Source organism: Pseudomonas sp. H3_C08 (assembly GCF_054669455.1).
Map to the genome: position 1 here is coordinate 5925312 of NZ_CP162803.1, position 23655 is coordinate 5948966.

A 23655-nucleotide genomic window follows, 5' to 3' on the forward strand; every position below is an offset into this window, starting at 1 on the left:
AAGACCTAGTCATCGTTCTTCGCGAGCAAGCTCGCTCCCACATTCGAATGCATTTCCCTGTGGGAGCGAGCTTGCTCGCGAAGAGGTCGGGTCAGGCAACGCTGATCCGGCGGCCCAACACGGTTGTCCAGCGCTCAGACAAAATCACCCCACCCAAGGTCAGCAACCCACCGACCAGGTGATACATCGCCAACTGCTCCTTCAACACCACTGCTGCAATCAGCGCGGTAATCAACGGCAGCAAGTTAAAGAACAACGTCGTGCGACTCGGCCCCAACCGTTGCACCGCCTGCATCCACGCCAGTGGCGCAAGCATCGACGCCAGCAGGCATGCATACAACACCAGCGGAATGTTCTGCAGGGTCAAACCGGTTTTTGGCGAGGCGGCATACAAAGGAAACAACACGACAATCGCCACCAGCACCTGCAAATACAGCAACACCAGCGGCGGCAGGCGCAGCTGCCATTTTTTCAGCAAAGTGCTGTAGATCGCATAGGCCAGGGTGGCGATCAGCATCATCGCATCACCCATGTTCACGCCGTGCTGCAGCAACGCGCCGAGGCTGCCGGACGAGACCACGACCAATACGCCGGCAAACGACAGAACCGCACCGACCAGCGCACCGGCGGTCAGGCGTTGGCCGAGACTGATGATCGCCATGGCCAGCGACATCAACGGCATCAGCGAGAGGATGATGCCCATGTTGGTCGCGGTGGTCAGGGTTGCGGCGAAGTAGGCGAGGCTCTGATAGACCGCCATGCCGAGTACGCCGAGGATGAAAATCCTGCCCAGGTTTGGACGGATCTGCGGCCAGTGCGCGATGACGGCTTTGAGCATGAATGGGGTGAACAGCAAACCGGCGAGCAGCCAGCGGTAGAAACCGATCTCGGCGGGGAAAATCGCCCCGACTGCGAGTTTGTTGATCACGGTATTGCCGGCCCAGATAAAAATCGCCAGCAGCGGAAACGCGTATTGCATGAGTCGAAACCAGTACGTTGATGAAGGGCAATTATCCCTTGTCTGGATGCAGGCCTATACTGCGAACCAGACAACCTGCCTTTGAAACCGGACAGCATGAACAGCAAACACATCGATCTGCTGGATTTCAGCGAACTGCCGTCAGCGGTGTACTTCCGCTACGCCGACTTCAATGCCCACGAATTCGCCGCCCCGCATCGGCATCCGTGGGGCACGCTGGAGTACGCCGCTCATGGCGTGCTGCACATGGACGTCGACGGCAGCCGTTTCATGTCGCCGCCGCAGTACGCGGTGTGGGTGCCGCCGCAGGTCGAGCACAGTTTCTACAGCCGTCAACCGGTCAACTATCGCGCGGTGTGCCTTGACCCCAAAGTCTGCGCCGAACTGCCCAAGCGCGCCTGTACCCTGGCGATCAGCGACATTCTCAAGGCGATTCTCAAAGACTTCGCCGCTCGTGACGTGAAGATTCCTGAACTCGATGCCGATCAGCGTCTGGCTCAGGTTCTCGTCGATCAACTGCAACAGGCGCCAGTGCACGAATGCTATCTGCCGTACGCGAGCAGTCCGGGGTTGCTGGCGATTCTCGAAACCTTGCAGGCCGAGCCGGGCAACAATCAGCCGCTGGCGCATTGGGCGCTGCAGGTGCACGTCGGCGAACGCACGCTGGCCCGGCAATTCGTTCGGGAGCTGGGGATGAGTTTCGGCGAGTGGCGCCAGCGTCTGCGCTATCTCGCGGCAATCGAGGCGCTGGAAACTTCGCGCAGCGTGCAGGAAATCGCCTTCGATCTCGGCTACAGCAGTGGCTCGGCGTTTATCGCCATGTTCGCGCGGCAGGCCGGGTGTACGCCAGAGCAGTATCGCCGTAGCCATCTGGAAGGCAGGAAGGTGTAACAAGATTTGGCTACACTCCAGCAGAGGCCGTTCCCATCGGTGCGGCGACAAGGAGAAAACTCCATGAAGATGTTGCGTGTCCCTTTGTTGATGATTGGTTTGCTCCTGTGTTCCCAAGGTTTTGCCGCCACGGCGCAACAGAACAAGATGACCACCTGCAATGCTGATGCGACCGCCAAGAGTCTGAAAGGCGATGAGCGCAAAACCTTCATGAGCACCTGCCTTAAGGCAGCGCCAGCGGCCAACGATGCCAAGGCCCTGACCCCGCAGCAGGAGAAAATGAAAACCTGTAACGCCGACGCGAAAACCAAAGCCCTGACCGGCGATGCGCGCAAGACGTTCATGAGTGATTGCCTGAAGAAAAAATAATCCGGTTCTGTGGAGTGTCAGGGTCGACGCGTCCGCTTGAAATTTGCCCTCACCCTAACCCTCTCCCGGAGGGAGAGGGGACTGACCGCGGTGTCTCAAGAAACTCGTCGACCTGAAAAAAACCGGTCGATTATGGATTCCATGTCGCTGTTTCAGGTCACTGGATATCCAGTGCATACCCCAATCGGTTCCCTCTCCCTCTGGGAGAGGGCTAGGGTGAGGGGGCTGAAGCTCCGCATATTTCTAGTGCTCACCCCGGAACGCTGGCAGACTGCCAATCCTTTTACGCCGTTCGTTTTGAGGCTGTATGCCAACGTTTTCTGAGCGTCATGTAGTGTTCTGGGTCAGTTGCATCATCATTTTCGGCGGTTTGCTGCTGGTGCTGCCGCTGCGCTTGTTGCCGAGCCTGCTGGCCGGGCTGCTGGTATTTGAACTGGTCAACATGCTCACCCCGCAACTGCAACGGCTGATCGAAGGTCGCCGCGCGCGTTGGCTGGCGGTGGCGTTGCTGGGCACGTTAGTGGTGAGTGTGCTGGCGTTGATCTTCGCCGGCGCCATCAGCTTCTTATTGCATGAAGCGGAAAATCCCGGCGCCTCACTGGACAAGTTCATGGGCGTGGTCGACCGCGCGCGGGGGCAATTGCCGCCGTTCATCGACGCCTATCTGCCGGCCAGTGCTGCGGAATTTCGCGTAGCGATTGGCGAGTGGATGGGCAAGCACCTGTCCGACCTGCAACTGGTCGGCAAAGACGCGGCACATATGTTTGTGACGCTGCTGATCGGCATGGTGCTCGGTGCGATCATCGCCTTGCAGCGCATCCCCGACGTCACCAAGCGCAAACCGCTGGCAGCGGCCCTGTTTGATCGCTTGCACTTGCTGGTGCAGGCCTTCCGCAACATCGTCTTCGCGCAAATCAAGATTTCCCTGCTCAACACTTTCTTCACCGGGATCTTCCTCGCGGTGATCCTGCCGATGTTCGGCATCAAGTTGCCGCTGACCAAAACCCTGATCGTGCTGACCTTCCTGCTCGGCCTGCTGCCGGTGATCGGCAACCTGATGTCGAACACGCTGATCACCATCGTCGGCCTGTCGCTATCGATCTGGGTGGCGATTGCCGCGCTGGGCTATCTGATTTTTATCCACAAGCTCGAGTACTTCCTCAACGCGCGGATTGTCGGCGGGCAGATCAGTGCCAAGTCGTGGGAGTTGCTGCTGGCGATGCTGGTGTTCGAGGCCGCGTTCGGCCTGCCGGGGGTGGTGGCGGGGCCGATTTATTATGCGTACCTGAAGAGTGAGTTGAAGCTGGGCGGGATGGTCTAACCGATGAATCTGTGTCGCCTGATCTGGCGCCTTCGCGAGCAAGCTCGCTCCCACACTGAATTGCATTTCAACTGAAGAAATGCGGTCAAATGTGGGAGCGAGCTTGCTCGCGAAAGGCGCGACGCCGATTTCAGGTCAGTTCATGGCGCCATAGCGTTTCATCGCGTCAATCGCCAAACCGCTACCAATGCTGCCAAAAATATTCCCTTCGACATGCCGCGCATTCGGCAGCATCGCCGAGACGCTGTTGCGCAGTGCCGGAATGCCGCTCGAACCACCGGTGAAGAACACCGTGTCGACCTGTTCCACCGCCACACCGGCATCGTTCAACAACTGCGTAACACTGCCGCGTACCCGCTCCAGCAACGCATCGATCGCTGATTCGAACAGTACGCGCGTCAGTTCCACACTCAGCCCGGCCTCGATGCGATCCAGCGGCACATGGCGGCTGTCGCTGTGTGTCAGCTGGATCTTGGTTTCTTCGACTTCCATCGCCAGCCAGTGCCCGGCGCGCTGTTCGATCAGCTTGAACAAGCGATCGATGCCACCGGTGTCTTCGATGTCGTAACGCATGCTGCCCAGCGCCAGGCTGGATTTTTGCGAGTACACCGAGTTGATGGTGTGCCAGGTCGCCAGGTTCATGTGGTGGCTGGTCGGCATGTAGGCGCCGCTCTTCATGCGGCTGCCGTAGCCGAACAGCGGCATCAGACCTTGCAGGCTCAGCTGTTTGTCGAAATCGGTCCCGCCGATGTGCACGCCGCCGGTGGCGAGGATGTCATCGTGACGGTTATCGAGGCCACGACGCTCGGGCGACAGGCGCACCAGCGAGAAGTCAGAGGTACCACCGCCGATGTCGACAATCAGCACCAGCTCTTCTTTCTCGATGGTCGACTCGTAGTCGAAGGCCGCCGCAATCGGTTCGTACTGGAACGAGACCTCTTTGAAGCCGATCTTGCGCGCCACTTCGACCAGGGTGTCTTCGGCTTCCTGGTCAGCCAGTGGATCGTCATCGACGAAGAACACCGGACGCCCGAGCACCACCTGCTCGAATTCCCGACCGGCGGCGGTTTCGGCGCGGTTCTTCAACTGGCCGATGAACAGGCCGAGCAAGTCCTTGAACGGCATCGCGGTGCCGAGCACGCTGGTGTCGTGCTTGATCAGCTTGGAACCGAGCAGGCTTTTCAGCGAGCGCATCAGCCGGCCTTCGTAGCCTTCCAGGTACTCGTGCAGCGCCAGACGACCGTACACCGGACGGCGTTCCTCGATGTTGAAGAAGACCACCGACGGCAGGGTGATCTTGTCGTCTTCCAGCGCGATCATCGTTTCCATGCCGGGGCGCAGCCAGCCGACGGTGGAGTTGGACGTGCCGAAGTCGATGCCGCAGGCACGGGCTGGAGAGGCGTCTTTCATGTCTTTCGGTTCCGGTCAAAAAAACGGCCGCGCAGTGTATGTCAGTGCGCGCCAGATTCGAAGGCCGGTCATCTGCTATTTCACGACTAAACTGCCTTGAAACCTCAAGCTTTGCCCCAAACTTGCTGGCATGGGCCGGCAGAACCACCGGCGGTCGCAAGAACCGCCGTCCACTGCCGATAAACTTCTGCTGCGCCACCCGGTCACAACTTTGAGATCGGTCAACCTGGCACGCGCGAATCGGCGCATGCTGGCATCGGCGCGAAATCGATAACGGACGGTGACTCCTTCGATGGACTTCAAAGACTATTACAAGATACTCGGCGTGGAGCCGACAGCAGATGACAAGGCAATCAAGGCTGCCTATCGCAAGCTGGCGCGCAAATACCACCCCGATGTCAGCAAGGAAAAAGACGCCGAGGCCAAGTTCAAAGACGCCTCGGAAGCCTATGAAGCGCTGAAAAGCGCCGACAAACGCGCCGAATACGACGAGCTGCGCCGTTATGGTCAGCACGGTCAGCCGTTCCAGGGACCACCGGGCTGGCAGAGCCGTGGCGGCTTTGGCGGCGGCGGTGGCGACACCGGTGACTTCTCGGACTTCTTCAGTTCGATCTTCGGCAATCGCGGCCCCGGTTTCGGTGGCGGCGAAGGTCGACAACAACGCAGTACCGGGCGCCGAGGGCAAGACGTGGAAATGGAACTGCCGATCTTCCTCGAGGAGACGCTGTCGAACGAGTCGAAGAAAGTCACCTTCCAGGTGCCGCAGTACAACGCCAACGGCCAGCACGTCAGTAACACCAGCAAGAGCCTGAACGTGAAGATCCCGGCGGGCGTGACCGACGGCGAGCGCATCCGCCTCAAGGGCCAGGGCGCACCGGGCGTTGGTAGCGGGGCGAATGGCGACCTGTACCTGACCATTCGTTTTGCGCCACACCCGAAATTCGATGTTGAAGGCGAAAACCTCATCATCACCTTGCCGCTGGCCCCGTGGGAGCTGGCCCTGGGCACCGAAGTGGCCGTGCCGACCCTGACCGGCAAGATCAACCTCAAGGTCCCGGCCGGCAGCCAGAACGGCCAACGCATGCGCGCCAAGGGTCATGGTCTGAAAAACAAGGCCGGCGAGCGCGGTTACCTGTTCGTCCAGCTCAAAGCCGTGATGCCGAAAGACGCCGACGACGAGGTCAAGGCGCTGTGGCAGGAACTGGCGAAGAAAGCCGCCTTCAATCCGCGAGAGAACTTCTAATTCGACGACGGAGTAGCCCATCATGAGCAGCCCCCTGATCGTTCAACTGGACCTGGCAGAATTCTGTGAGGCGGCCGATCTGTCGGACGTCTACGTGATCGAAATCGTCGAACACGGCATCCTCGAACCTCAGGGTGCGCAGCCCCGGGAGTGGCGTTTCACCGACTACGAGCTGAGTCTGGCCAAGCGCGCCGCCAAATTGCGGCGCGAGCTGGAGCTTGAGTGGGAGGGCGTCGCGCTGGCACTCGATCTGCTTGAAGAAGTGCAGGAGCTGCGGGCCGAGAACCGCATGTTGCGCCAGCGTTTGGCGCGGTTGGTGGTCGAGTAGTCTGCCTGATGTTGATCAGTTGCTTGATCGCGCCTCTTCGCGAGCAAGCCCGCTCCCACATGTGAGCACGGTCTCCTGTGGGAGCGAGCTTGCTCGCGAAGAACGATAACGCGGTGATCCTGCTTAAACCGTTCTGGGCAACACCACGTTGAACCGCGTCCCGTCAGTCTCGTTTGAGCTGACTTCGATGGTGCCGCCATGGGCACTCACCACTTCCTTGACGATAAACAGGCCCAACCCGAGGCTGGTTGACGGCTGTCCGAGTTCTTCGTCGGCGCTGCGCACCAGCGGATCGAAAATCGTGCCGAGCGCCTCTTCGGGAATCGGTGTGCCGTAGTTGTGCACCGACAGGCAGACGTTTTCGCCCGCGCCATCGATATCGAGAGTGACATCGCGCTTTTTGGCTCCGTGCTGCAAGGCATTGCCAATCAGGTTCTGCAGTAACTGGTCGATTCGGCCGGCATCCCAGGTACCGCGCGGGTCGCCGTTAACATTGAGCTTCGGATCGCACTCCGGATTGCCGGCGCACGCCTCGGCAATCGCCGCCCGTGCGGCATCGGCCAGGTCCATTGGCGTTGGTTCGATCGGCAGGCTTCTGCCCAGTCGACTGCGCACCAGTTCCAGCAAGTCGCTGACCATCGCCGCCATGTGCCGCGCGCCACGCTTGATGTGCAGGGCGCAGGCCAGCGCATCGCCCTCGAGGCTGGATTTGCGCAGCAGCAACTCGATGGACATGCTCACCGCTTGCAGCGGCGCACGCAGGTCATGGCCGAGAATGGCGAGGAAGATGTCCCGCGAGCGATTGACCTGTTCGGCGTAGGCCGCAGTCGATTCGGCCAGTGCTTCGTCGATGGCTTCGTTGAAGCGGATCATGTCCTGAAAATAGGCCATGTCCGGGGCTTTGAGGCTGTCGACCCACAGGCGGATCACGCAAGCGCGCAGATGACGGAACTCGGAGGTCATCTGCACCAGGTCAAAACCCACGGTGTGGCGCAACTCGCCATGACTGGCGCCGGCCTCGTCCAGACTCGGGGTTTTTTCCGGGCCTTCGCCCTTGGCTTTGGCGGCCTGTTCGGCAGGGCTCTGCGGCTTGCTCATGTCGCGGGCCGCGGCCCGCAGAATGGCGCTGGCGTGATCGCGCAGAGCCGCGGAATCCAGGTAGTCGGCGGCCGGCGTGATCGTTGCGGCGAACTGTTCCCACTCATCGACGATAGGCTCGATATTCGCCAGGATGAACTCGGATAGACGCATGGGCAGTTCCTGAAAAGAGGTGGAGCGAATCGAATAGTAGTTCCTTTGGCGAGAATTACACGACTGTTTGCGTGGTGGTTTCATACCGGCACGAAAAAGGCCCCGAGACTGTGCGCAAGGCGCGGTCCCGAGGCCTTTCTACAGCGTGGCGGCTGCGTCAGAACAGGAAATACCGCTGGGCCATCGGCAACGTTTCTGCCGGCTCACACCACAGCAGAACGCCATCCGCCTTGACCTGATAGGTCTGCGGATCGACATCGATATTCGGCAGATAGTCGTTGTGGATCAGGTCGGTTTTCTGCACATCACGGCAGCCTTTGACCACGCCGATTTTCTTCTTCAAACCCAATGTTTCAGGCAGCCCGGCTTCCTGCGCCGCCTGACTGATAAAGGTCAGGCTGGTGGCATGCAGCGAGCCGCCGTAGCTGGCGAACATCGGGCGGTAGTGCACCGGTTGCGGCGTCGGGATCGAGGCGTTGGCATCGCCCATCAGGCTCGCGGCAATCGCACCGCCCTTGAGGATCAACGTCGGTTTCACGCCGAAGAATGCCGGACGCCACAGCACCAGATCGGCCCACTTGCCGACTTCGATCGAGCCGACTTCATGGCTGATGCCATGGGTGATTGCCGGGTTGATCGTGTACTTGGCGATGTAGCGCTTGGCGCGGAAGTTGTCGTTGCCTGCGCCGTCCTGCGGCAGCGGGCCGCGCTGCTTTTTCATCTTGTCGGCGGTCTGCCAGGTGCGCGTGATGACTTCGCCGACACGGCCCATGGCCTGGCTGTCGGAGCTGATCATCGAGAACGCGCCGAGGTCGTGAAGGATGTCTTCGGCGGCAATCGTTTCGCGGCGGATCCGGCTTTCGGCGAAGGCGACGTCTTCGGCAATGCTCGGGTCGAGATGGTGGCAGACCATCAGCATGTCGAGATGTTCGTCGATGGTGTTGCGCGTGAACGGCCGGGTCGGGTTGGTCGAGCTCGGCAGCACGTTAGGGAAGCCGCAAGCTTTGATGATGTCCGGTGCGTGACCGCCACCGGCACCTTCGGTGTGATAGGTGTGAATGGTGCGGCCCTTGAACGCGCCGAGGGTGGTTTCGACGAAACCGGATTCGTTGAGGGTGTCGGTGTGGATCGCCACCTGCACGTCGAACTGATCGGCGACGCTCAGGCAGTTATCGATGCTTGCTGGCGTGGTGCCCCAGTCTTCGTGCAGCTTGAGGCCGATGGCGCCGGCCTTGACCTGCTCGATCAGCGGTTCCGGCAGGCTGGCGTTGCCTTTGCCGGTGAGGCCGATGTTCATCGGGAACGCGTCAGCGGCCTGAAGCATGCGCGCCAAGTGCCACGGGCCGGAGGTGCAAGTGGTGGCGTTGGTGCCAGTGGCTGGGCCGGTGCCGCCGCCGATCATGGTGGTGACGCCGCTCATCAGTGCTTCTTCGATCTGCTGCGGGCAGATGAAATGGATGTGTGTGTCGATGCCACCCGCGGTGAGGATCATGCCTTCGCCGGCGATTACTTCGGTGCCGGCGCCAATGGCGATGGTCACGTTGGGCTGCACGTCGGGGTTGCCGGCCTTGCCGATCGCGGCGATGCGCCCGTCCTTGAGGCCGACGTCGGCTTTGACGATGCCCCAGTGGTCGATGATCAGCGCGTTGGTGATCAGCGTGTCGACCACTTCGGCAGCCAGCAACTGGCTTTGGCCCTGGCCGTCGCGGATGACTTTGCCGCCACCGAATTTCACTTCTTCGCCGTAGGTGGTGAAGTCTTGTTCGACTTCGATCCACAGCTCGGTGTCGGCCAGGCGCACCTTGTCGCCGACGGTGGGGCCGAACATGTCGGCGTAGGCTTGTCTGGAAATCTTCATGCGGCGTCCTTCAGGAAAATAGTGGTGAGCCATCGACCCTCACCCTAGCCCTCTCCCAAAGGGAGAGGGGACTGTACGCGGTGGGCCGGCTATCGGTGATCGGCGCCGCAGAGGGGACTGGTCGCGGTGGGGTGAGGGCAGCGGTGCACGCAGATGTCAGAGGTCACCCATTATCCGTCCGGCAAATCCGAACACCCGCCGATGCCCGGCGTAATCGACCAGCTCAACCTCACGGCTCTGCCCCGGCTCAAAGCGCACCGCCGTGCCCGCCGGAATATTCAGGCGCATGCCACGGCTGGCGGCGCGATCGAAGGTCAGCGCGTCGTTGGTTTCAAAAAAGTGATAGTGCGAACCGACCTGAATTGGCCGGTCGCCGCTGTTGGCGACTTTCAGGCTGATAGTGCGGCGGCCGACGTTGAGTTCGATGTCGCCGGGCTGGATCTGGTACTCGCCAGGAATCATCACTGGGCTCCTTGCAGAATCTTGTAATAGAGGGCGGTCGGCCGATAGGTGCCGTTCGGATCGCAGGCGTAATCAGGGATTTCGCCTGCGCGGCTGTAGCCCAACGCCTTGTAGAAATCTTCGGCGGGCGAGCCGGCCTCGGTGTCGAGGTAAAGCATGCCGCGCTTGTGTTTCGGCGCTTCGAGTTCCAGCGCACTCATCAGTTGCTGGCCGAGGCCGCGACGTCGTGCGTGTTCCCGCACTAGCAGTTTCTGCACCTCGGCACGATTGAGGCCGTTGGCCTTCTGGCACAGGCCCAGTTGCACACTGGCCAGTACCTGCTCGTCCTTGACCACCACCCAGAGCAGCACGCTGCCCTTGTTGACGTTGTCCTGCACCTCATCGAAATACGCGCGCGCCTGCGCCGCATCGAGGTCGGCCATGAAGCCGACGCTGGCGCCGTAACCCACGGCATCGAGCAGCAGATCAATCAGGCCCTGACGGTAATGCGCAAAACTTTCAGCATTGACGCGGCGCAGTTGGGCGGCGTTCATCGGTGTCACTCCTTGATGGCGTCAGGCGGCTCCGCGCCAGGGTTGAGGGTCAGTTGCATGAAGGTCAGGTCGAGCCAGCGGCCGAATTTGGTGCCGACTTGCGGCATCTGCCCGGTAATGTTGAAACCGGCGCGCTCGTGCAGACGAATCGAGGCAGCGTTGCCGCTTTCTATGGCGGCGACCATCACGTGTTTGCCGCAGGTTCTGGCGCGCTCGATCAGCGCTGCCATCAATTGCGGGCCGAGGCCATTGCCACGCTGGTCGCTGCGCACATAAACCGAGTGCTCGACGGTGTGGCGAAAGCCGTCGAACGGTCGCCAGTCACCGAAGGAAGCGTAGCCGAGCACGCTGTTGTCGGCGTCGACGATCAGCAGAATCGGATAAGCCTGGGCCTGACGCGCGCTGAACCACGCCTGGCGGTTGCCGAGATCGACGGCTTGTTCATTCCAGATCGCCGTGGTGTTGAGCACGGCGTCGTTGTAAATGTCACGGATCGCCGGCAGGTCGGCGTGCAACGCATCGCGAATGGTGTAAGTCATGGCGCGGCCTCAGACGATCGGCTGGTGGACGGTGACCAGTTTGGTGCCGTCGGGAAACGTCGCTTCAACCTGGATCTCCGGGATCATTTCCGGGATGCCTTCCATCACTTGTTCGCGGCTGAGCAGGGTGGTGCCGAAGTGCATCAGTTCGGCCACGGTCTGGCCGTCACGCGCGCCTTCGAGCAGCGCGGCGGAGATGTAGGCCATGGCTTCCGGGTAATTGAGTTTCACGCCGCGGGCCAGACGCCGCTCGGCGACGAGGCCGGCGGTGAAGATCAGCAGCTTGTCTTTTTCGCGTGGAGTCAGGTCCATTGTGGGGTTCCATCAGGGCAGATTTGTGAGGTTCTTGCGGGCGCGGGGTGCCCGTTGGAGCAACCCCTCACCCTAGCCCTCTCCGGAGGGAGAGGGGACTGATCTCGGTTGTTTTCAGTGGCCGGTTCAGTCAGCAGTATTCGTTCAGGCAGTTAAATTCATTTCAAACGACTCGGTCAGGTTCTCTCCTTCGAGGGAGAGGGGACTGATCTCGGTTGTTTTCAGTGGCCGGTTCAGTCAGCAGTATTCGTTCAGGCAGTTGAATCATTTCAGACGACTCGGTCAGGCTCCCTCTCCCTCCGGGAGAGGGCGGGGGGTGAGGGTCGCTTTTCAGGTGCTCCATATTCTGGGGGATACCGCGTCGCGACCCAGCAGGGCGGGTCTGAGCAAACGCCATAAATCGATGAGCCAGGCGCGAGCGAGCAACGCCTCACTGGCCAGACAACGAGCCACCAAAAGCCCCGGCAATTGGGTCAAATCCCCACGCACTTCGTGGCCCAGCGAGCGGCAGCGCTCAAGCAATTCAGGCTCAATCTCACCAGTGACCAACAACGTCGCAAACACCGGATGACCATCCAGCCCGATCGGCGAATCAAGCAAACCGTCGTCACCGACAATGCGCTGGCGTTCATGCCAGAGCAATCGGCCATCGCGGCGAATATCCAGATGCGCCTGAAAATGCCCACGGTCAAAACGCTCGCCACTGGCCGGGCGACCCAACGCCACCACGTCCCAATAAAACAGCCGCGCATCGCCTTCAAGATCAATCGAAGTACTCAGCTCAGCCTGCGCGGCGCTATAGACGATGGTTTCTTGCGGCAGCCATTCCAGCGTCGCCCCGGCCGCCACTTTCAAGTCGAGCTTTTGATACGCCGGCCCACCCGCGCGGTACCACTTGGCCGCGCCTGGGCTGGTGATCTGCGCCCAGGCGTGTTGCTCGACACGTGCGCTGATATCGAGGCGATCACCGCCGGCAATCCCGCCTGGCGGGTGGACGATGATGTGCTGGCAGACCTCGGGGCCTTCGGCGTACAGGTGCTTTTGCACCCGCAGCGGGCCGAGGTGCCGGCGCATGACCGGACGCGTGCAGTCACCGAAACGGGCGTAAGCGAGTTCCAGCTCGGCGTGCCAGCTCGGGGTAAACAGGGCAGGTGAAACAGTCGAATTCATGGTTTGTAATTATCGTTAGGAAGCTACAGATTAGTTCGTTGTACTAGATCGTTACCAGCCCGCGTACACCTTCGGCCTCCATATTTTCACCGCGCCCCTGCTGGACGATCTCGCCCCGGGACATCACCAGGTACTGATCGGCCAGTTCTGCGGCGAAATCGTAGAACTGCTCCACCAGCAAAATCGCCATGTCACCGCGCGCCGCAAGTTTCTTGATGACCGCGCCGATCTCTTTGATCACCGAGGGTTGAATGCCTTCGGTGGGTTCGTCGAGGATCAGTAAACGTGGGCGGCTGGCCAATGCTCGCCCGATCGCTAACTGCTGTTGCTGACCGCCAGAGAGGTCACCGCCGCGACGCTGCTTCATTTGTAGCAGCACCGGGAACAGTTCGTAGATGAAACCTGGGACTTCTTTGGCTTCACTGCCGGGAAACCGCGACAAACCCATCAACAGGTTTTCTTCCACGGTCAGCCGTCCGAAGATTTCCCGGCCTTGCGGCACATAAGCGATGCCGGCGTGGACACGCTGGTGCGGCTTGAACGCGGTGATCGGTTTGCCTTCCCAGTTCACCGCACCTTCCTTGGCCGGCAGCAAGCCCATCAGGCATTTGAGCAGGGTGGTCTTGCCCACGCCGTTACGGCCAAGCAGGCAGGTGACTTCGCCGACCTTCACGTCGAAAGACAGGCCCCGGAGGATGTGGCTTCCGCCGTAGTACTGGTGCAGCTTGTCGACTTGCAGCATGTTCAAATTCCTTCTGTTACACACAGAACCCTGTGGGAGCGAGCCTGCTCGCGAATGCGGACTGACATTCAACATCTTCATCGCCTGATGCACCGCTTTCGCGAGCAGGCTCGCTCCCACAGGTTTTGTATTCGCAAACCTTAGCGGCCGAGGTAGACCTCGATCACGCGCTCGTTTTCCTGCACTTGCTCAAGCGAGCCTTCGGCCAACACGCTGCCCTGATGCAACACGGTGACGTGGTCGGCAATCGAGCCGACAAAGCCCATGTCATGTTCCACCACCATCAGCGAATGCTTGCCCGCCAGCGACTTGAACAGTTCAGCGGTGAATTCGGTTTCTGCATCGGTCATGCCCGCCACCGGCTCATCGAGCAGGAGCAATTGCGGGTCCTGCATCAGCAACATGCCGATCTCGAGAAACTGCTTCTGACCATGAGAGAGCAACCCGGCCGGGCGATTGACCGAGGTGGTCAGGCGAATCGTCTCCAGCACTTCGCTGATCCGGTCCTTCTGCTCGCCACTGAGGCGCGCACGCAGACTGGCCCACACCGACTTGTCGGTCTTCTGCGCCAGTTCCAGGTTTTCAAATACGCTCAGCGCCTCGAAAACGGTCGGCTTCTGGAACTTGCGGCCGATGCCGGCCTGAGCGATTTGCACTTCGCTCATCTGCGTCAGGTCGAGGGTTTCACCGAACCAGGCCTTGCCGTGACTGGGGCGAGTCTTGCCGGTGATCACGTCCATTAGCGTGGTCTTGCCCGCGCCGTTGGGGCCGATGATGCAGCGCAACTCACCGACGCCGATGTACAGATTCAGATTGTTCAGTGCGCGAAAGCCATCGAAGCTGACGCTGATGTCTTCCAGGGTCAGGATCGTGCCGTGACGGGTATCCAGACCCGGGCCGACGCGCTGGCCGAGGCCGATCGAGTCGCGACTGGTGCCCTCGTCCTTGTTCGGTTCGACGGGGAAAAAGGCCGGTTCCAACATGAATTCAGCGCTCGCTGTGACTCTCATTGTTCACCTCGTTTCTTCAGCAGACCGATCACGCCTTTGGGCAAGTACAGCGTCACGACGATGAACAACGCGCCGAGGAAGAACAGCCAGTATTCCGGGAACGCTACGGTGAACCAGCTCTTCATGCCGTTGACCACACCGGCGCCGAGCAGCGGGCCGATCAGCGTGCCGCGACCCCCGAGAGCCACCCACACGGCCGCTTCGATGGAGTTGGTCGGCGACATTTCGCTCGGATTGATGATCCCGACTTGCGGCACATACAACGCCCCGGCCAGGCCACACAACACCGCACTCAACACCCACACGAACAACTTGAAACCGCGCGGATCGTAGCCGCAGAACATCAAGCGGTTTTCTGCATCGCGCAATGCGGTCAGCACCCGGCCGAATTTGCTCTGCGCCAAGCGCCAGCCGATGAACAGGCTCGCCACCAGCAGCAACACCGTGGCCAGAAACAGCACCGCGCGGGTGCCCGGTTCGGTGATGCCGAAACCGAGAATCGTGCGGAAATTGGTGAAGCCGTTGTTACCGCCAAACCCGGTCTCGTTGCGGAAAAACAGGAGCATGCCGGCGAAGGTCAGGGCCTGGGTCATGATCGAGAAATACACGCCCTTGATTCGCGAACGGAAGGCGAAGAAACCGAACACCAGCGCCAGCAATCCCGGCGCCAGCACCACCAGACACATCGCCCAGATGAAGCTGCTGGTGCCGGTCCAGTACCACGGCAGTTCGCTCCATGACAGAAAGGCCATGAACGCCGGCAGACCATCACCGGCGGCCTGACGCATCAGGTACATGCCCATCGCATAACCGCCGAGGGCGAAGAACAGACCGTGACCCAGTGACAGCAACCCGGCGTAACCCCAAACCAGATCCAGCGCTAACGCGACGATGGCGTAGCAGAGGATTTTGCCGACCAGCGTCAGCGTGTATGCCGAGACCGACAAAGCATTTTCCGGCGGCAACAACGACAGCAGCGGCAAGGCAATCAGCAGCGCGAGGATCACCGCGCCGACCGCGAGGGTGACTTTCGGTCCGGCCTTTTGTGTGGCCGTGACTAACAGAGGCTGGTTCATCAGTCGATCACCCGTCCTTTCAGTGCGAAGAGGCCTTGCGGACGTTTCTGGATAAACAGAATGATCAGCGCGAGGATCAGGATCTTGCCAAGCACCGCACCGATCTGCGGTTCGAGAATCTTGTTGGCGATACCGAGGCCGAAGGCCGCCAGCACGCTACCGGCCAACTGGCCGACGCCGCCGAGCACCACCACCAGGAATGAATCGATGATGTAGCTCTGGCCGAGGTCCGGGCCGACGTTGCCGATCTGGCTCAGCGCCACGCCGCCGAGACCGGCGATGCCCGAGCCGAGGCCGAAGGCGAGCATATCGACGCGCCCGGTCGGCACGCCGCAGCAGGCGGCCATATTGCGGTTTTGAGTGACGGCGCGAACGTTGAGGCCGAGGCGGGTCTTGTTCAGCAGCAGCCAGGTCAGCACGACGACGAACAGTGCGAAGGCGATGATGACGATGCGGTTGTACGGCAGCACCAGATTCGGCAGCACTTGAATGCCACCGGACAGCCACGCCGGGTTGGCGACTTCAACGTTCTGCGCGCCGAACAACAAACGCACAAGCTGAATCAGCATCAGGCTGATGCCCCAGGTGGCGAGCAGGGTTTCCAGTGGCCGGCCGTAGAGGTGGCGAATTACCGTGCGCTCCAGAGCCATGCCGATTGCCGCCGTGACAAAAAACGCCACCGGCAGGGCGATCAGCGGGTAGAACTCGATGGCTTGCGGTGCGTAGCGCTGGAACATCAACTGCACCACGTACGTCGAGTAGGCGCCGAGCATCAGCATTTCGCCGTGGGCCATGTTGATCACGCCGAGCAGGCCGAACGTGATCGCCAGACCGAGTGCGGCCAACAGCAGGATCGAGCCGAGCGACATGCCGCTGAACGCCTGGCCGAGGATCTCGCCGATCAGCAGTTTGCGTTTGACTTGCGCGAGGCTGGTTTCGGCGGCGGTGCGTACGCCGGCATCGCTCTCGACGCCGGGTTCAAGCAAACCTTCAAGGCGTGTTCGCGCCAGTGGGTCGCCGGTTTCGCCGAGCAGGCGTACGGCGGCGAGGCGCACCGCCGGGTCGCTATCGACCAGTTGCAGATTGGCCAGTGCCAGGCTCAGAGCGGCATGGACGCTTTCGTCTTTTTCGCCAGCGAGTTGCTGGTCGAGGAATTTCAGCTGCGCGGGTTTCGCGCTTTTCTGCAATTGCTGCGCGGCAGTCAGACGGATTTTGGCGTCGGCGGCGAGCAATTGGTGGCTGGCCATGGCGGTGTCGATCAGACCTCGCAGGCGATTGTTCAGGCGCAGGGTTTTTGGCTGGCCATCGATGGTCAGTTCGCCTTGTTGCAGGGCGTTGATCAATTCGATACGGGCCGGATCGGGCTGCGCGGCCCAGGTTTCCAACAGTTTGGCTTGTTGCGCGGGATTGGCCGCGACGAAGTCTTCGGCATCGCCAGCAAAGGCAGTCATCGGCAACAGCAGTGCGATGGCCAGAAACAAGCGGAATATGGCAGTGGGCATGAGTGGTGTTTCCTTTCTTGCGGTGGCCGATGGAGCGGTGTCCGGCTGTGAATCCGCCCCTCACCCTAACCCTCTCCCAGAGGGAGAGGGGACTGACCGAGTTGTCAGATCATCCAACACCGACCTGACGTTCCTGCGTCGAACTCAGGTTCTGATAGCTACAGAGATCAGCTCCCTTCCCCCTCGCCCCCCTTGGGGGAGAGGGTTGGGGTGAGGGGGAAAGATCTCCGCCCCACAACAAAACCCAAGTCAGATTCAGTTGCTCTTCACCGCATAATCCGGCTTCTTGTCGTTACCCTGAATGAACGGGCTCCACGGTTGCGCGCGAATCGGCCCTTCGGTCTGCCACACGACGTTGAACTGACCGTCGCTCTGGATCTCGCCGATCATCACCGGTTTGTGCAGGTGGTGGTTGGTCTTGTCCATGGTCAGCGTGTAGCCGGACGGCGCGGCAAAGGTCTGGCCGGCGAGGGCTTCGCGGACTTTGTCGACGTCAGTGGATTTGGCTTTCTCGACCGCCTGCGCCCACATGTGGATGCCGACGTAGGTGGCTTCCATCGGGTCGTTGGTCACGGCTTTGTCGGCACCCGGCAGGTTGTGTTTCTTCGCGTAAGCCTTCCAGTCATCGACGAACTTCTTGTTCACCGGATTCTCTACGGACTCGAAGTAGTTCCACGCCGCGAGGTTGCCCACCAGTGGTTTGGTGTCGATGCCGCGCAGTTCTTCTTCACCGACCGAGAACGCTACAACCGGTACGTCAGTAGCTTTCAGACCCTGGTTGGCCAGCTCTTTATAGAACGGCACGTTGGAGTCGCCGTTGACCGTCGAGATGACCGCAGTCTTGCCACCGGCGGAGAATTTTTTGATGTTGGCGACGATGGTTTGATAGTCGCTGTGACCGAACGGCGTGTAGACCTCTTCGATGTCCTTGTCGGCGACGCCTTTGGAGTGCAGGAACGAGCGCAGGATCTTGTTGGTGGTGCGCGGGTAGACGTAGTCGGTGCCGAGCAGGAAGTAGCGCTTGGCGCTGCCGCCTTCTTCGCTCATCAAATATTCAACCGCCGGGATCGCTTGCTGGTTCGGCGCGGCGCCGGTGTAGAAGACGTTCGGCGACATCTCTTCGCCTTCGTATTGCACCGGGTAGAACAGCAGGCCGTTGAGCTCTTCGAACACCGGCAACACCGATTTACGCGACACCGAAGTCCAGCAGCCGAACACCACGGCGACCTTGTCCTGGGTCAGCAACTGTCGGCCCTTTTCGGCGAACAGCGGCCAGTTGGATGCAGGGTCAACCACCACTGGCTCAAGCATCTTGCCGTTCACACCGCCCTTGGCGTTGATTTCGTCGATGGTCATCAGCGCCATGTCTTTGAGCGACGTTTCGGAGATCGCCATGGTGCCGGACAACGAATGCAGAATCCCCACCTTGATGGTCTCCGCAGCCTGGACAGTCCAGGTCATGCCCATCGCGGCAATGGATGCCGTGAGTGTGAAAGCCTTGATCAAACTGCGACGCTTCATTGTGCGATCTCCATGAACATTTAATTTTTCTGGTTGGCAGATGCGGACGACTGAAGGTGTGTTTTGCAAGGGCTGTGCCCGGTCGGGATCGGGCAGGAAAATGTCGTGTTAGAGCGGTTGTAAGGTGGGGGCGCGCACCAGTAGAGGACATCTGACGGGCGTTGGTGCGTCCGGGCGCGCCAGATTGGGGCGCACTACTGAGCGGGAAGATGAAGATACATAAACGATAAACATGTACCTCGGCTCACGGCGCGTGCAGCAACACACTCATTTGATCGTTATCCCGATTGTTCTTCGCAGGTTTCTATCATGAGTAATAGTTCAGTCCGATCCAGACGTGCCGCAACCGAGTCCCGAAAATCCAGGCTACCTCCCCTGAGTCCGCCGTTTCTGTCAGAGGAGGATGCTGCGTATTGGGTTCATACGCGCATACCGCCCAAGGCGGAAGTGGAATATGGCAGCGTGATTTTGCTGCGGCCGGATGGGAAATTCGTGGCCACTTCACCGATACCCGGAGAGGCCACCACCTTTGATTTGAGCACCATCATCGACTTTGATGCGCTGGGAGAGCTGGAGCCGCCCAAGGGGTATCGGTTTGCTGCAAACATTCACAGCCATGCCGCTCTTCACGATGTCGTAGGTGAGGCCTATCCAGAACTGGATGAAATGAACCTGCGACTCTTCATCAACTTCTTCTCCAGTAGCGATTTCATGGGGGATGTGGATGGGCGCGCCTATTTTCGTAGTTCATACCTCTCCGGCCCCGATGGAACATTGCTCAAGTATTCGCCCAGTGGTTCGAAAGCGGAACTCGATTACTACCGTTGGCACGAGGCAGGTGCACGACCAGGGCGTGAGCCGTGGACTCGTGACGTGATGAGCATCATCAATAAGCTTGCATCTGTCGGTGAACTGAAAGTCCTCGTTTCAAGTGCAGACTGGGGGCATTCGGTGGGTGTCGTACCGCCGGACTGGCAACCAGGCCAGGGTTTTTCAACGGGCAGGGTGACCGAATTACCTTTGATGACCCGCATTTGCTCCACTGTCGAGCGGGCGGTACTCGCTGCACTGAAATCAAGAGGTGCACAGGACTCGGGGTTACTGCTGAAGAAGACTGCTGGCAATGAGTATGTCGCGACCCATGCACGTCCGTTCGGGCTCGCGTCATGGGATCCAGCGAAGATCTTTGCGGCGGGTGATGACGGTCAATTACGGTTGCCTGAAGGCTATAGGCTGGAAGGTTTTTACTACGCCTCCCGTCCTGACCCTTCGCGGCTCACTCCTGCTCAGCCGTGGCTCTACGAGAATTTCTTCACGCCACAGGACATTGCTCTGGCCATTTCGTGTCACAAGAGGAGTCAGCAATTGGCTGTGGCCGGTCGACCTTTGTCGCTGTACATGCAGGCCAACGATGCGTCCATGTTGAAGTACAGCTTCAGCGGCAGCGAGATAGAAGCGGCAATGAGCGTCGAGCATTCCGACGGGTCGATCACCGACGCCGGGGTGCAATCCAGGTTGCTGACTGGAGCATTGTCGCCACGGGAATTTGTCTCGATGCTGATACTGGCGGGCCGGCTTGAGGTGTTGCGGGGCAGCGCGCTCTGGGCACGTTTGGGGAGGGTGGGCCTGGAATGGATACCCTTCGCGAACTTCCCTTGGCCGCCATTGAGTCAGGCGTTTTTATCCGCCGATGACGCCGTTCGGTATGCCCACGAACAAGTCGGCATTCGCCGTGACCGCCAGTACGCAGGCTATGTATTTCAGCGCAGCGACACACGCTTTGTGGTCACCGAGCCGTTGGAAGGGGATATCGATGTGCTGGACCAGGGGCGACTTTATCCTCGGGATAATCGAGGGCGTCCGGTTTTCCCTGACGACCACGTGGTGCATGCCCGATATGTCTCCCACGTCGCGCTCACGCAGCTTGAGCCGGTCAATATCAGTTCCCGGAAGTGGACGCTCCAGGAGGCGTTACTAAGCCTGCAAATGTTGAGTGTAGAAGAGGTGCGGCAGGTATTGCTCGATAACACCGTTCTGTATTGCTCTGCTGCCATGAACAGTCTGGTCAGGTTTGCACCTTACGCAACCCCGGCTTCGAAGGATCTGGCGCGACACCTGGGAACACGCGTGCATCCCGGTCCATTGGCTCTAGGTCTGGACAAGGGCAGCAAGCGACCGCAAGACTTCATCAGGGAGCAGGCCGCCGCCGGCTGGCTGTTCAACCTGACGGACAACGAGTTGTGGGGCCATCGCGGCCAAATATTACCGGGCTGGAGCATGTCAGAATCCGCCGGATCAACCTCTGCAGAACCGACGTCACCCATACCTGCACTCCCTACGCCGTCCCTGCCTCAGCCGTCGCTGCCCCCGTATCCTTCGTCGTCTTCGCCCCGGCCATCTTCTCCTCGGCCTTTGCCATGGAAGCGGCCTGAGTTCGTCCTGTACGGTCCTGTCTGTTCTTCGGCGGACGACGCGGCACAGTATCTCTTTGCTGGCGACAGGCGTTTGCACGATGAGAACCGTGCCTGGTTCGGATTCATCCTCAAGCACAAGGATCGGGAGGAATACATCGGCACGGAACTGTTTCCAGTCAGCGGTCAAGACAGCAATCTTTTTCGGCAGGCGTTGGTGTTCGCCTCTCGACGGTCGGCGCCGTGGCATCAATACCCGGAAGGCTTCGACATGTATGGGAGCTTTTATGCGCATCAGAAAGTAGAAGCATCTTCGAGCAGCCCTGAAGACTGGCTGGCGCAGTATTTTGTTTCGCCAGACATCCTGACAACAGCCATGTACTACGGTCGCCGTCGGCCTGTAATCGCTTCAAGCCCCGCCGCGTTTTATCTTGCCACTCGGGACGGTGCTCTGCTCAAGTATGCGAGGAGTCAGGCAAGCAAGTTGTTCCATGACGACACGTCTCAGACAACACTCGACTCGATCAAGCGAGGGCTCGCGTCCGGCGAGTGGCTGCCGACGGATTTCGTCCATACGGTCGCTGAAAGCGGCGAACTCTCGGTGTTGCGAACAAGCGCGTGCTGGGATCGGTCAGGAAAGGTCAGGCCAACGTGGCAGCCCTACGCGAATCTGCAGCGGCGCTGGCTCGGCCCGGTTTTTCAGAGTGCTGACGATGCCGCAGCGTTTGCCAGATCGAGCTTGCCGCTGGTCACGGACAAACCTTTTGGCGGCGTCATTTTGAAACGCCCCGACGGCCTTTACGTAGCCTCTGCGCCCATCAAGGTGTCGCGGGAGGATTTCGACATCACCGAGATTTTTCCGGATGAAAGCAAGGGCGCCGGGGTATTTCCTGATGGCTGTATTATCACGGCGCGTTATCGATCCAGAGTGGCCAGGGAGCTGTCGGTCATTTTTTCTCGTATTGAGAAGCAGATCTATCTGAACATGCTGTCCGTCGACACCGTGTACTCATCCTTCAAGCGGCTACCAAGACTGGCATGGGATGAATACCTGTTCGGCCCCGACGGTTCGTTGATCCGCTATCAGCCAGGAATATGGGATCGTCTGCGCGCAGATCTCTTGGCAGCTCTGACGGATTACAAAACGCTTCCTGCGTCCCTTGATGGCGATGCGATAAAACAGAACATACGTAGCGCCAAGCTGAAACCGAGTGAATGGGTCGACGCCTTGGCAAAGGCCGGTTACTTGCAAATTGTCATCGGCAGTGAAATCTGGGGTTTGCCCCGCCAGATCAGTCGCTGGGTTCCTTTCTTTGCTGATCTGCAGCCTCTAATGGATTACACCAGAGCCGCGAGCGCACCACTTTGCAGCCCAGTGTTCGTTCAAGCAGATGCTGTTGCCCGGTATGTTCATGAAGCCTCGGTGAGCAGGGACACCCAGACGTTCGGATTCATACTGCGCTCTCGGGATGGCTTGTTCCTCGCCAGCCTGCCCGTTGATGTGCAACGCTCTGGCCTGGCTGTGGATCGAGTATTCGAACAGGCAAGACTGCCTTCAGGGTTTGAACAGGATTCGATTTATCTGCGCGCAGCGCTGCCTCCGCTCGGCGCACGGCCTGACGATATGCGAAATGTCTTTGTACTTCCCAACGATGTTCAGCAAGCCTGCCGACAGGCCAGTACGCCGCGGGGGTACAGACCGATCTATATCTCCTGTGCCGATGACGCGTTGTTGAAGCTGCAATTGCATGCGTTTGAACCCGGCGTGTTCTACGACGCTTTCGGGCAGGTTGAGTTGCGCCCCAATGCGTTTGTATCGCGTGAACAGGCAGCGATCGATGAGCGTGACATTGCCAGTGGCCGATTCAGATTTACAGACTACGTGCACCGGATGGCCAAGGCCGGCCGGCTCGACGTGATAGAAACCAGCGACTACTGGTCGCGGCAGGGTCAAGTGGATGAGCATTGGCAACCGCGTATGGCCGATACTTCCAACGAGCAGCGATGGCGAGATAGCCCGGTGCCGGCGTTGGGACCGATTTTTCATCACCCTGACGATGCCGCCCGCTATGCGCAACAACGCACGGACGATTCCGGTCACAGTGAAACCGGCTACGAAGGCGCGATCCTGGCGCGGTCGACCAGCAGTCGATTTGTCCCGCTCGAGCCAATAGTCTGGTCTGCCCATGCCGAGGACCCTGTCCTGCGGATATTTCGCTCGTCGAGTGATCCGACGATCAGTTGGCGCAATCCGGCGGCGCGTTACCCCAATGGCTACACACTCGTGGCCAGCCACCAGTTCCATCTGTCGGGCAATACCACGCTCGCACCGGACACTGATGATGTCAGAGCAAATTTCGCTTCGCCTGCGCGGGTGCATGCGCATACGCATGAACTGAAGACCCAGGGTTTCGACATTCAGGATTATTACTACTCAACGCCGAACCACGTGTTGATCAGGTACACACCCGTTTACTCGCAGGCCGAGAGGGATTTGCTGCTGGCCCGGCCTGTGGATTTCGAAGCGGGGCGCTGGGTCAGCCGGCTGAGTCCGGGCGAGTTTGTTTCACAACTCATGGAACTGGGTGAATTCAGGGTGCTGGTCGCCGGGCATTACTGGCGTCAGACCGGACGAATGGGCGCCGGCTGGAGAGTGCGTCGCCAGCAGCCTGTAACGGAGGGTGGTGCGCGAGTCAGGGACGAGTTGTAACGTTCGATCCAGTGGCT

At 60.0% G+C, this 23655-nt stretch carries 20 protein-coding genes; 6 read left to right on the forward strand and 14 right to left on the reverse strand.

The window, feature by feature from the left end:
* Nucleotides 1-91 precede the first annotated feature (91 nt).
* Nucleotides 92-979, reverse strand: coding sequence for a DMT family transporter (locus tag AB4N74_RS26925; protein WP_093430210.1), 888 nt, complete (start codon nt 977-979; stop codon nt 92-94).
* A gap of 96 nt (nt 980-1075) precedes the next feature.
* On the opposite strand from AB4N74_RS26925, the gene AB4N74_RS26930 reads away from it, so the two are divergent.
* The 3 genes from AB4N74_RS26930 (at nt 1076) to AB4N74_RS26940 (ending at nt 3560) form a co-directional block, all read left to right on the forward strand.
* On the forward strand, nt 1076-1870 hold the full coding sequence (locus AB4N74_RS26930) for an AraC family transcriptional regulator (RefSeq protein WP_257356918.1): 795 nt from the start codon (nt 1076-1078) through the stop codon (nt 1868-1870).
* Nucleotides 1871-1933: 63 nt separating this feature from the next.
* Entirely contained in the window at nt 1934-2239 is a 306-nt protein-coding gene (locus AB4N74_RS26935) for a PsiF family protein (RefSeq protein ID WP_007950613.1), read from the forward strand.
* 307 nt (nt 2240-2546) lie between these two features.
* Nucleotides 2547-3560, forward strand: coding sequence for an AI-2E family transporter (locus AB4N74_RS26940; protein WP_093430211.1), 1014 nt, complete (start codon nt 2547-2549; stop codon nt 3558-3560).
* A 135-nt stretch (nt 3561-3695) separates the two neighbouring features.
* Here the strand turns inward: AB4N74_RS26940 and AB4N74_RS26945 are convergent, their stop codons facing one another.
* A complete protein-coding gene (locus AB4N74_RS26945; RefSeq protein ID WP_257356919.1) occupies nt 3696-4970 on the reverse strand; it encodes an Hsp70 family protein in 1275 nt (424 codons plus the stop codon).
* A 292-nt stretch (nt 4971-5262) separates the two neighbouring features.
* On the opposite strand from AB4N74_RS26945, the gene AB4N74_RS26950 reads away from it, so the two are divergent.
* Nucleotides 5263-6213 carry a DnaJ C-terminal domain-containing protein gene (locus AB4N74_RS26950; RefSeq protein ID WP_460097769.1) on the forward strand — a complete coding sequence of 317 codons (951 nt, stop codon included), beginning with the start codon at nt 5263-5265 and terminating at the stop codon, nt 6211-6213.
* Nucleotides 6214-6235: 22 nt separating this feature from the next.
* Complete coding sequence (locus tag AB4N74_RS26955) at nt 6236-6541, forward strand: chaperone modulator CbpM (protein WP_116255809.1); 306 nt, start codon at nt 6236-6238, stop codon at nt 6539-6541.
* 123 nt (nt 6542-6664) lie between these two features.
* Here AB4N74_RS26955 and AB4N74_RS26960 read toward each other — a convergent pair whose 3' ends face one another.
* The 12 genes from AB4N74_RS26960 to urtA all read right to left on the reverse strand — a co-directional run bounded on the left by AB4N74_RS26960 (nt 6665) and on the right by urtA (nt 18517).
* On the reverse strand, nt 6665-7792 hold the full coding sequence (locus AB4N74_RS26960) for a sensor histidine kinase (RefSeq protein WP_099757866.1): 1128 nt from the start codon (nt 7790-7792) through the stop codon (nt 6665-6667).
* A gap of 157 nt (nt 7793-7949) precedes the next feature.
* On the reverse strand, nt 7950-9650 hold the full coding sequence (gene ureC, locus AB4N74_RS26965) for an urease subunit alpha (protein ID WP_093430216.1): 1701 nt from the start codon (nt 9648-9650) through the stop codon (nt 7950-7952).
* 156 nt (nt 9651-9806) lie between these two features.
* A complete protein-coding gene (locus AB4N74_RS26970) occupies nt 9807-10112 on the reverse strand; it encodes an urease subunit beta (protein WP_093430217.1) in 306 nt (101 codons plus the stop codon).
* On the reverse strand, nt 10112-10645 hold the full coding sequence (locus AB4N74_RS26975) for a GNAT family N-acetyltransferase (RefSeq protein WP_093430218.1): 534 nt from the start codon (nt 10643-10645) through the stop codon (nt 10112-10114). The genes AB4N74_RS26970 and AB4N74_RS26975 overlap by 1 nt, the downstream gene beginning before the upstream one ends.
* Nucleotides 10646-10650: 5 nt before the next feature.
* On the reverse strand, nt 10651-11184 hold the full coding sequence (locus AB4N74_RS26980; RefSeq protein WP_093430219.1) for a GNAT family N-acetyltransferase: 534 nt from the start codon (nt 11182-11184) through the stop codon (nt 10651-10653).
* Nucleotides 11185-11193: 9 nt separating this feature from the next.
* Entirely contained in the window at nt 11194-11496 is a 303-nt protein-coding gene (gene ureA, locus AB4N74_RS26985) for an urease subunit gamma (protein WP_007915951.1), read from the reverse strand.
* Nucleotides 11497-11826: 330 nt separating this feature from the next.
* Nucleotides 11827-12666: an urease accessory protein UreD gene (locus AB4N74_RS26990; protein ID WP_093430220.1), complete on the reverse strand. Its 840-nt coding sequence runs from the start codon at nt 12664-12666 to the stop codon at nt 11827-11829.
* A 43-nt stretch (nt 12667-12709) separates the two neighbouring features.
* Nucleotides 12710-13408, reverse strand: coding sequence for an urea ABC transporter ATP-binding subunit UrtE (urtE, locus tag AB4N74_RS26995; protein ID WP_095047335.1), 699 nt, complete (start codon nt 13406-13408; stop codon nt 12710-12712).
* Between the two features lie 140 nt (nt 13409-13548).
* Entirely contained in the window at nt 13549-14418 is an 870-nt protein-coding gene (urtD, locus tag AB4N74_RS27000; RefSeq protein ID WP_093430222.1) for an urea ABC transporter ATP-binding protein UrtD, read from the reverse strand.
* Complete coding sequence (gene urtC, locus AB4N74_RS27005) at nt 14415-15494, reverse strand: urea ABC transporter permease subunit UrtC (protein WP_460097773.1); 1080 nt, start codon at nt 15492-15494, stop codon at nt 14415-14417. Before urtC ends, urtD begins: the two co-directional genes overlap by 4 nt.
* Entirely contained in the window at nt 15494-16996 is a 1503-nt protein-coding gene (gene urtB / locus AB4N74_RS27010; protein ID WP_093430224.1) for an urea ABC transporter permease subunit UrtB, read from the reverse strand. Before urtB ends, urtC begins: the two co-directional genes overlap by 1 nt.
* A 255-nt stretch (nt 16997-17251) precedes the next feature.
* Entirely contained in the window at nt 17252-18517 is a 1266-nt protein-coding gene (gene urtA / locus AB4N74_RS27015; RefSeq protein ID WP_095047339.1) for an urea ABC transporter substrate-binding protein, read from the reverse strand.
* 462 nt (nt 18518-18979) lie between these two features.
* Between urtA and AB4N74_RS27020 the strand changes: the two genes are divergently transcribed.
* Nucleotides 18980-23638, forward strand: coding sequence for a DUF4329 domain-containing protein (locus tag AB4N74_RS27020; protein ID WP_460097776.1), 4659 nt, complete (start codon nt 18980-18982; stop codon nt 23636-23638).
* Nucleotides 23639-23655 lie beyond the last annotated feature (17 nt).

Bases quoted from the DNA above. Each gene is read 5' to 3' on its own strand.
- AB4N74_RS26925 (WP_093430210.1), bottom strand. From the start codon at position 979: ATGCAATACGCGTTTCCGCTGCTGGCGATTTTTATCTGGGCCGGCAAT.
- AB4N74_RS26930 (WP_257356918.1), top strand. From the start codon at position 1,076: ATGAACAGCAAACACATCGATCTGCTGGATTTCAGCGAACTGCCGTCA.
- AB4N74_RS26935 (WP_007950613.1), top strand. From the start codon at position 1,934: ATGAAGATGTTGCGTGTCCCTTTGTTGATGATTGGTTTGCTCCTGTGT.
- AB4N74_RS26940 (WP_093430211.1), top strand. From the start codon at position 2,547: ATGCCAACGTTTTCTGAGCGTCATGTAGTGTTCTGGGTCAGTTGCATC.
- AB4N74_RS26945 (WP_257356919.1), bottom strand. From the start codon at position 4,970: ATGAAAGACGCCTCTCCAGCCCGTGCCTGCGGCATCGACTTCGGCACG.
- AB4N74_RS26950 (WP_460097769.1), top strand. From the start codon at position 5,263: ATGGACTTCAAAGACTATTACAAGATACTCGGCGTGGAGCCGACAGCA.
- AB4N74_RS26955 (WP_116255809.1), top strand. From the start codon at position 6,236: ATGAGCAGCCCCCTGATCGTTCAACTGGACCTGGCAGAATTCTGTGAG.
- AB4N74_RS26960 (WP_099757866.1), bottom strand. From the start codon at position 7,792: ATGCGTCTATCCGAGTTCATCCTGGCGAATATCGAGCCTATCGTCGAT.
- ureC (WP_093430216.1), bottom strand. From the start codon at position 9,650: ATGAAGATTTCCAGACAAGCCTACGCCGACATGTTCGGCCCCACCGTC.
- AB4N74_RS26970 (WP_093430217.1), bottom strand. From the start codon at position 10,112: ATGATTCCTGGCGAGTACCAGATCCAGCCCGGCGACATCGAACTCAAC.
- AB4N74_RS26975 (WP_093430218.1), bottom strand. From the start codon at position 10,645: ATGAACGCCGCCCAACTGCGCCGCGTCAATGCTGAAAGTTTTGCGCAT.
- AB4N74_RS26980 (WP_093430219.1), bottom strand. From the start codon at position 11,184: ATGACTTACACCATTCGCGATGCGTTGCACGCCGACCTGCCGGCGATC.
- ureA (WP_007915951.1), bottom strand. From the start codon at position 11,496: ATGGACCTGACTCCACGCGAAAAAGACAAGCTGCTGATCTTCACCGCC.
- AB4N74_RS26990 (WP_093430220.1), bottom strand. From the start codon at position 12,666: ATGAATTCGACTGTTTCACCTGCCCTGTTTACCCCGAGCTGGCACGCC.
- urtE (WP_095047335.1), bottom strand. From the start codon at position 13,408: ATGCTGCAAGTCGACAAGCTGCACCAGTACTACGGCGGAAGCCACATC.
- urtD (WP_093430222.1), bottom strand. From the start codon at position 14,418: ATGAGAGTCACAGCGAGCGCTGAATTCATGTTGGAACCGGCCTTTTTC.
- urtC (WP_460097773.1), bottom strand. From the start codon at position 15,494: ATGAACCAGCCTCTGTTAGTCACGGCCACACAAAAGGCCGGACCGAAA.
- urtB (WP_093430224.1), bottom strand. From the start codon at position 16,996: ATGCCCACTGCCATATTCCGCTTGTTTCTGGCCATCGCACTGCTGTTG.
- urtA (WP_095047339.1), bottom strand. From the start codon at position 18,517: ATGAAGCGTCGCAGTTTGATCAAGGCTTTCACACTCACGGCATCCATT.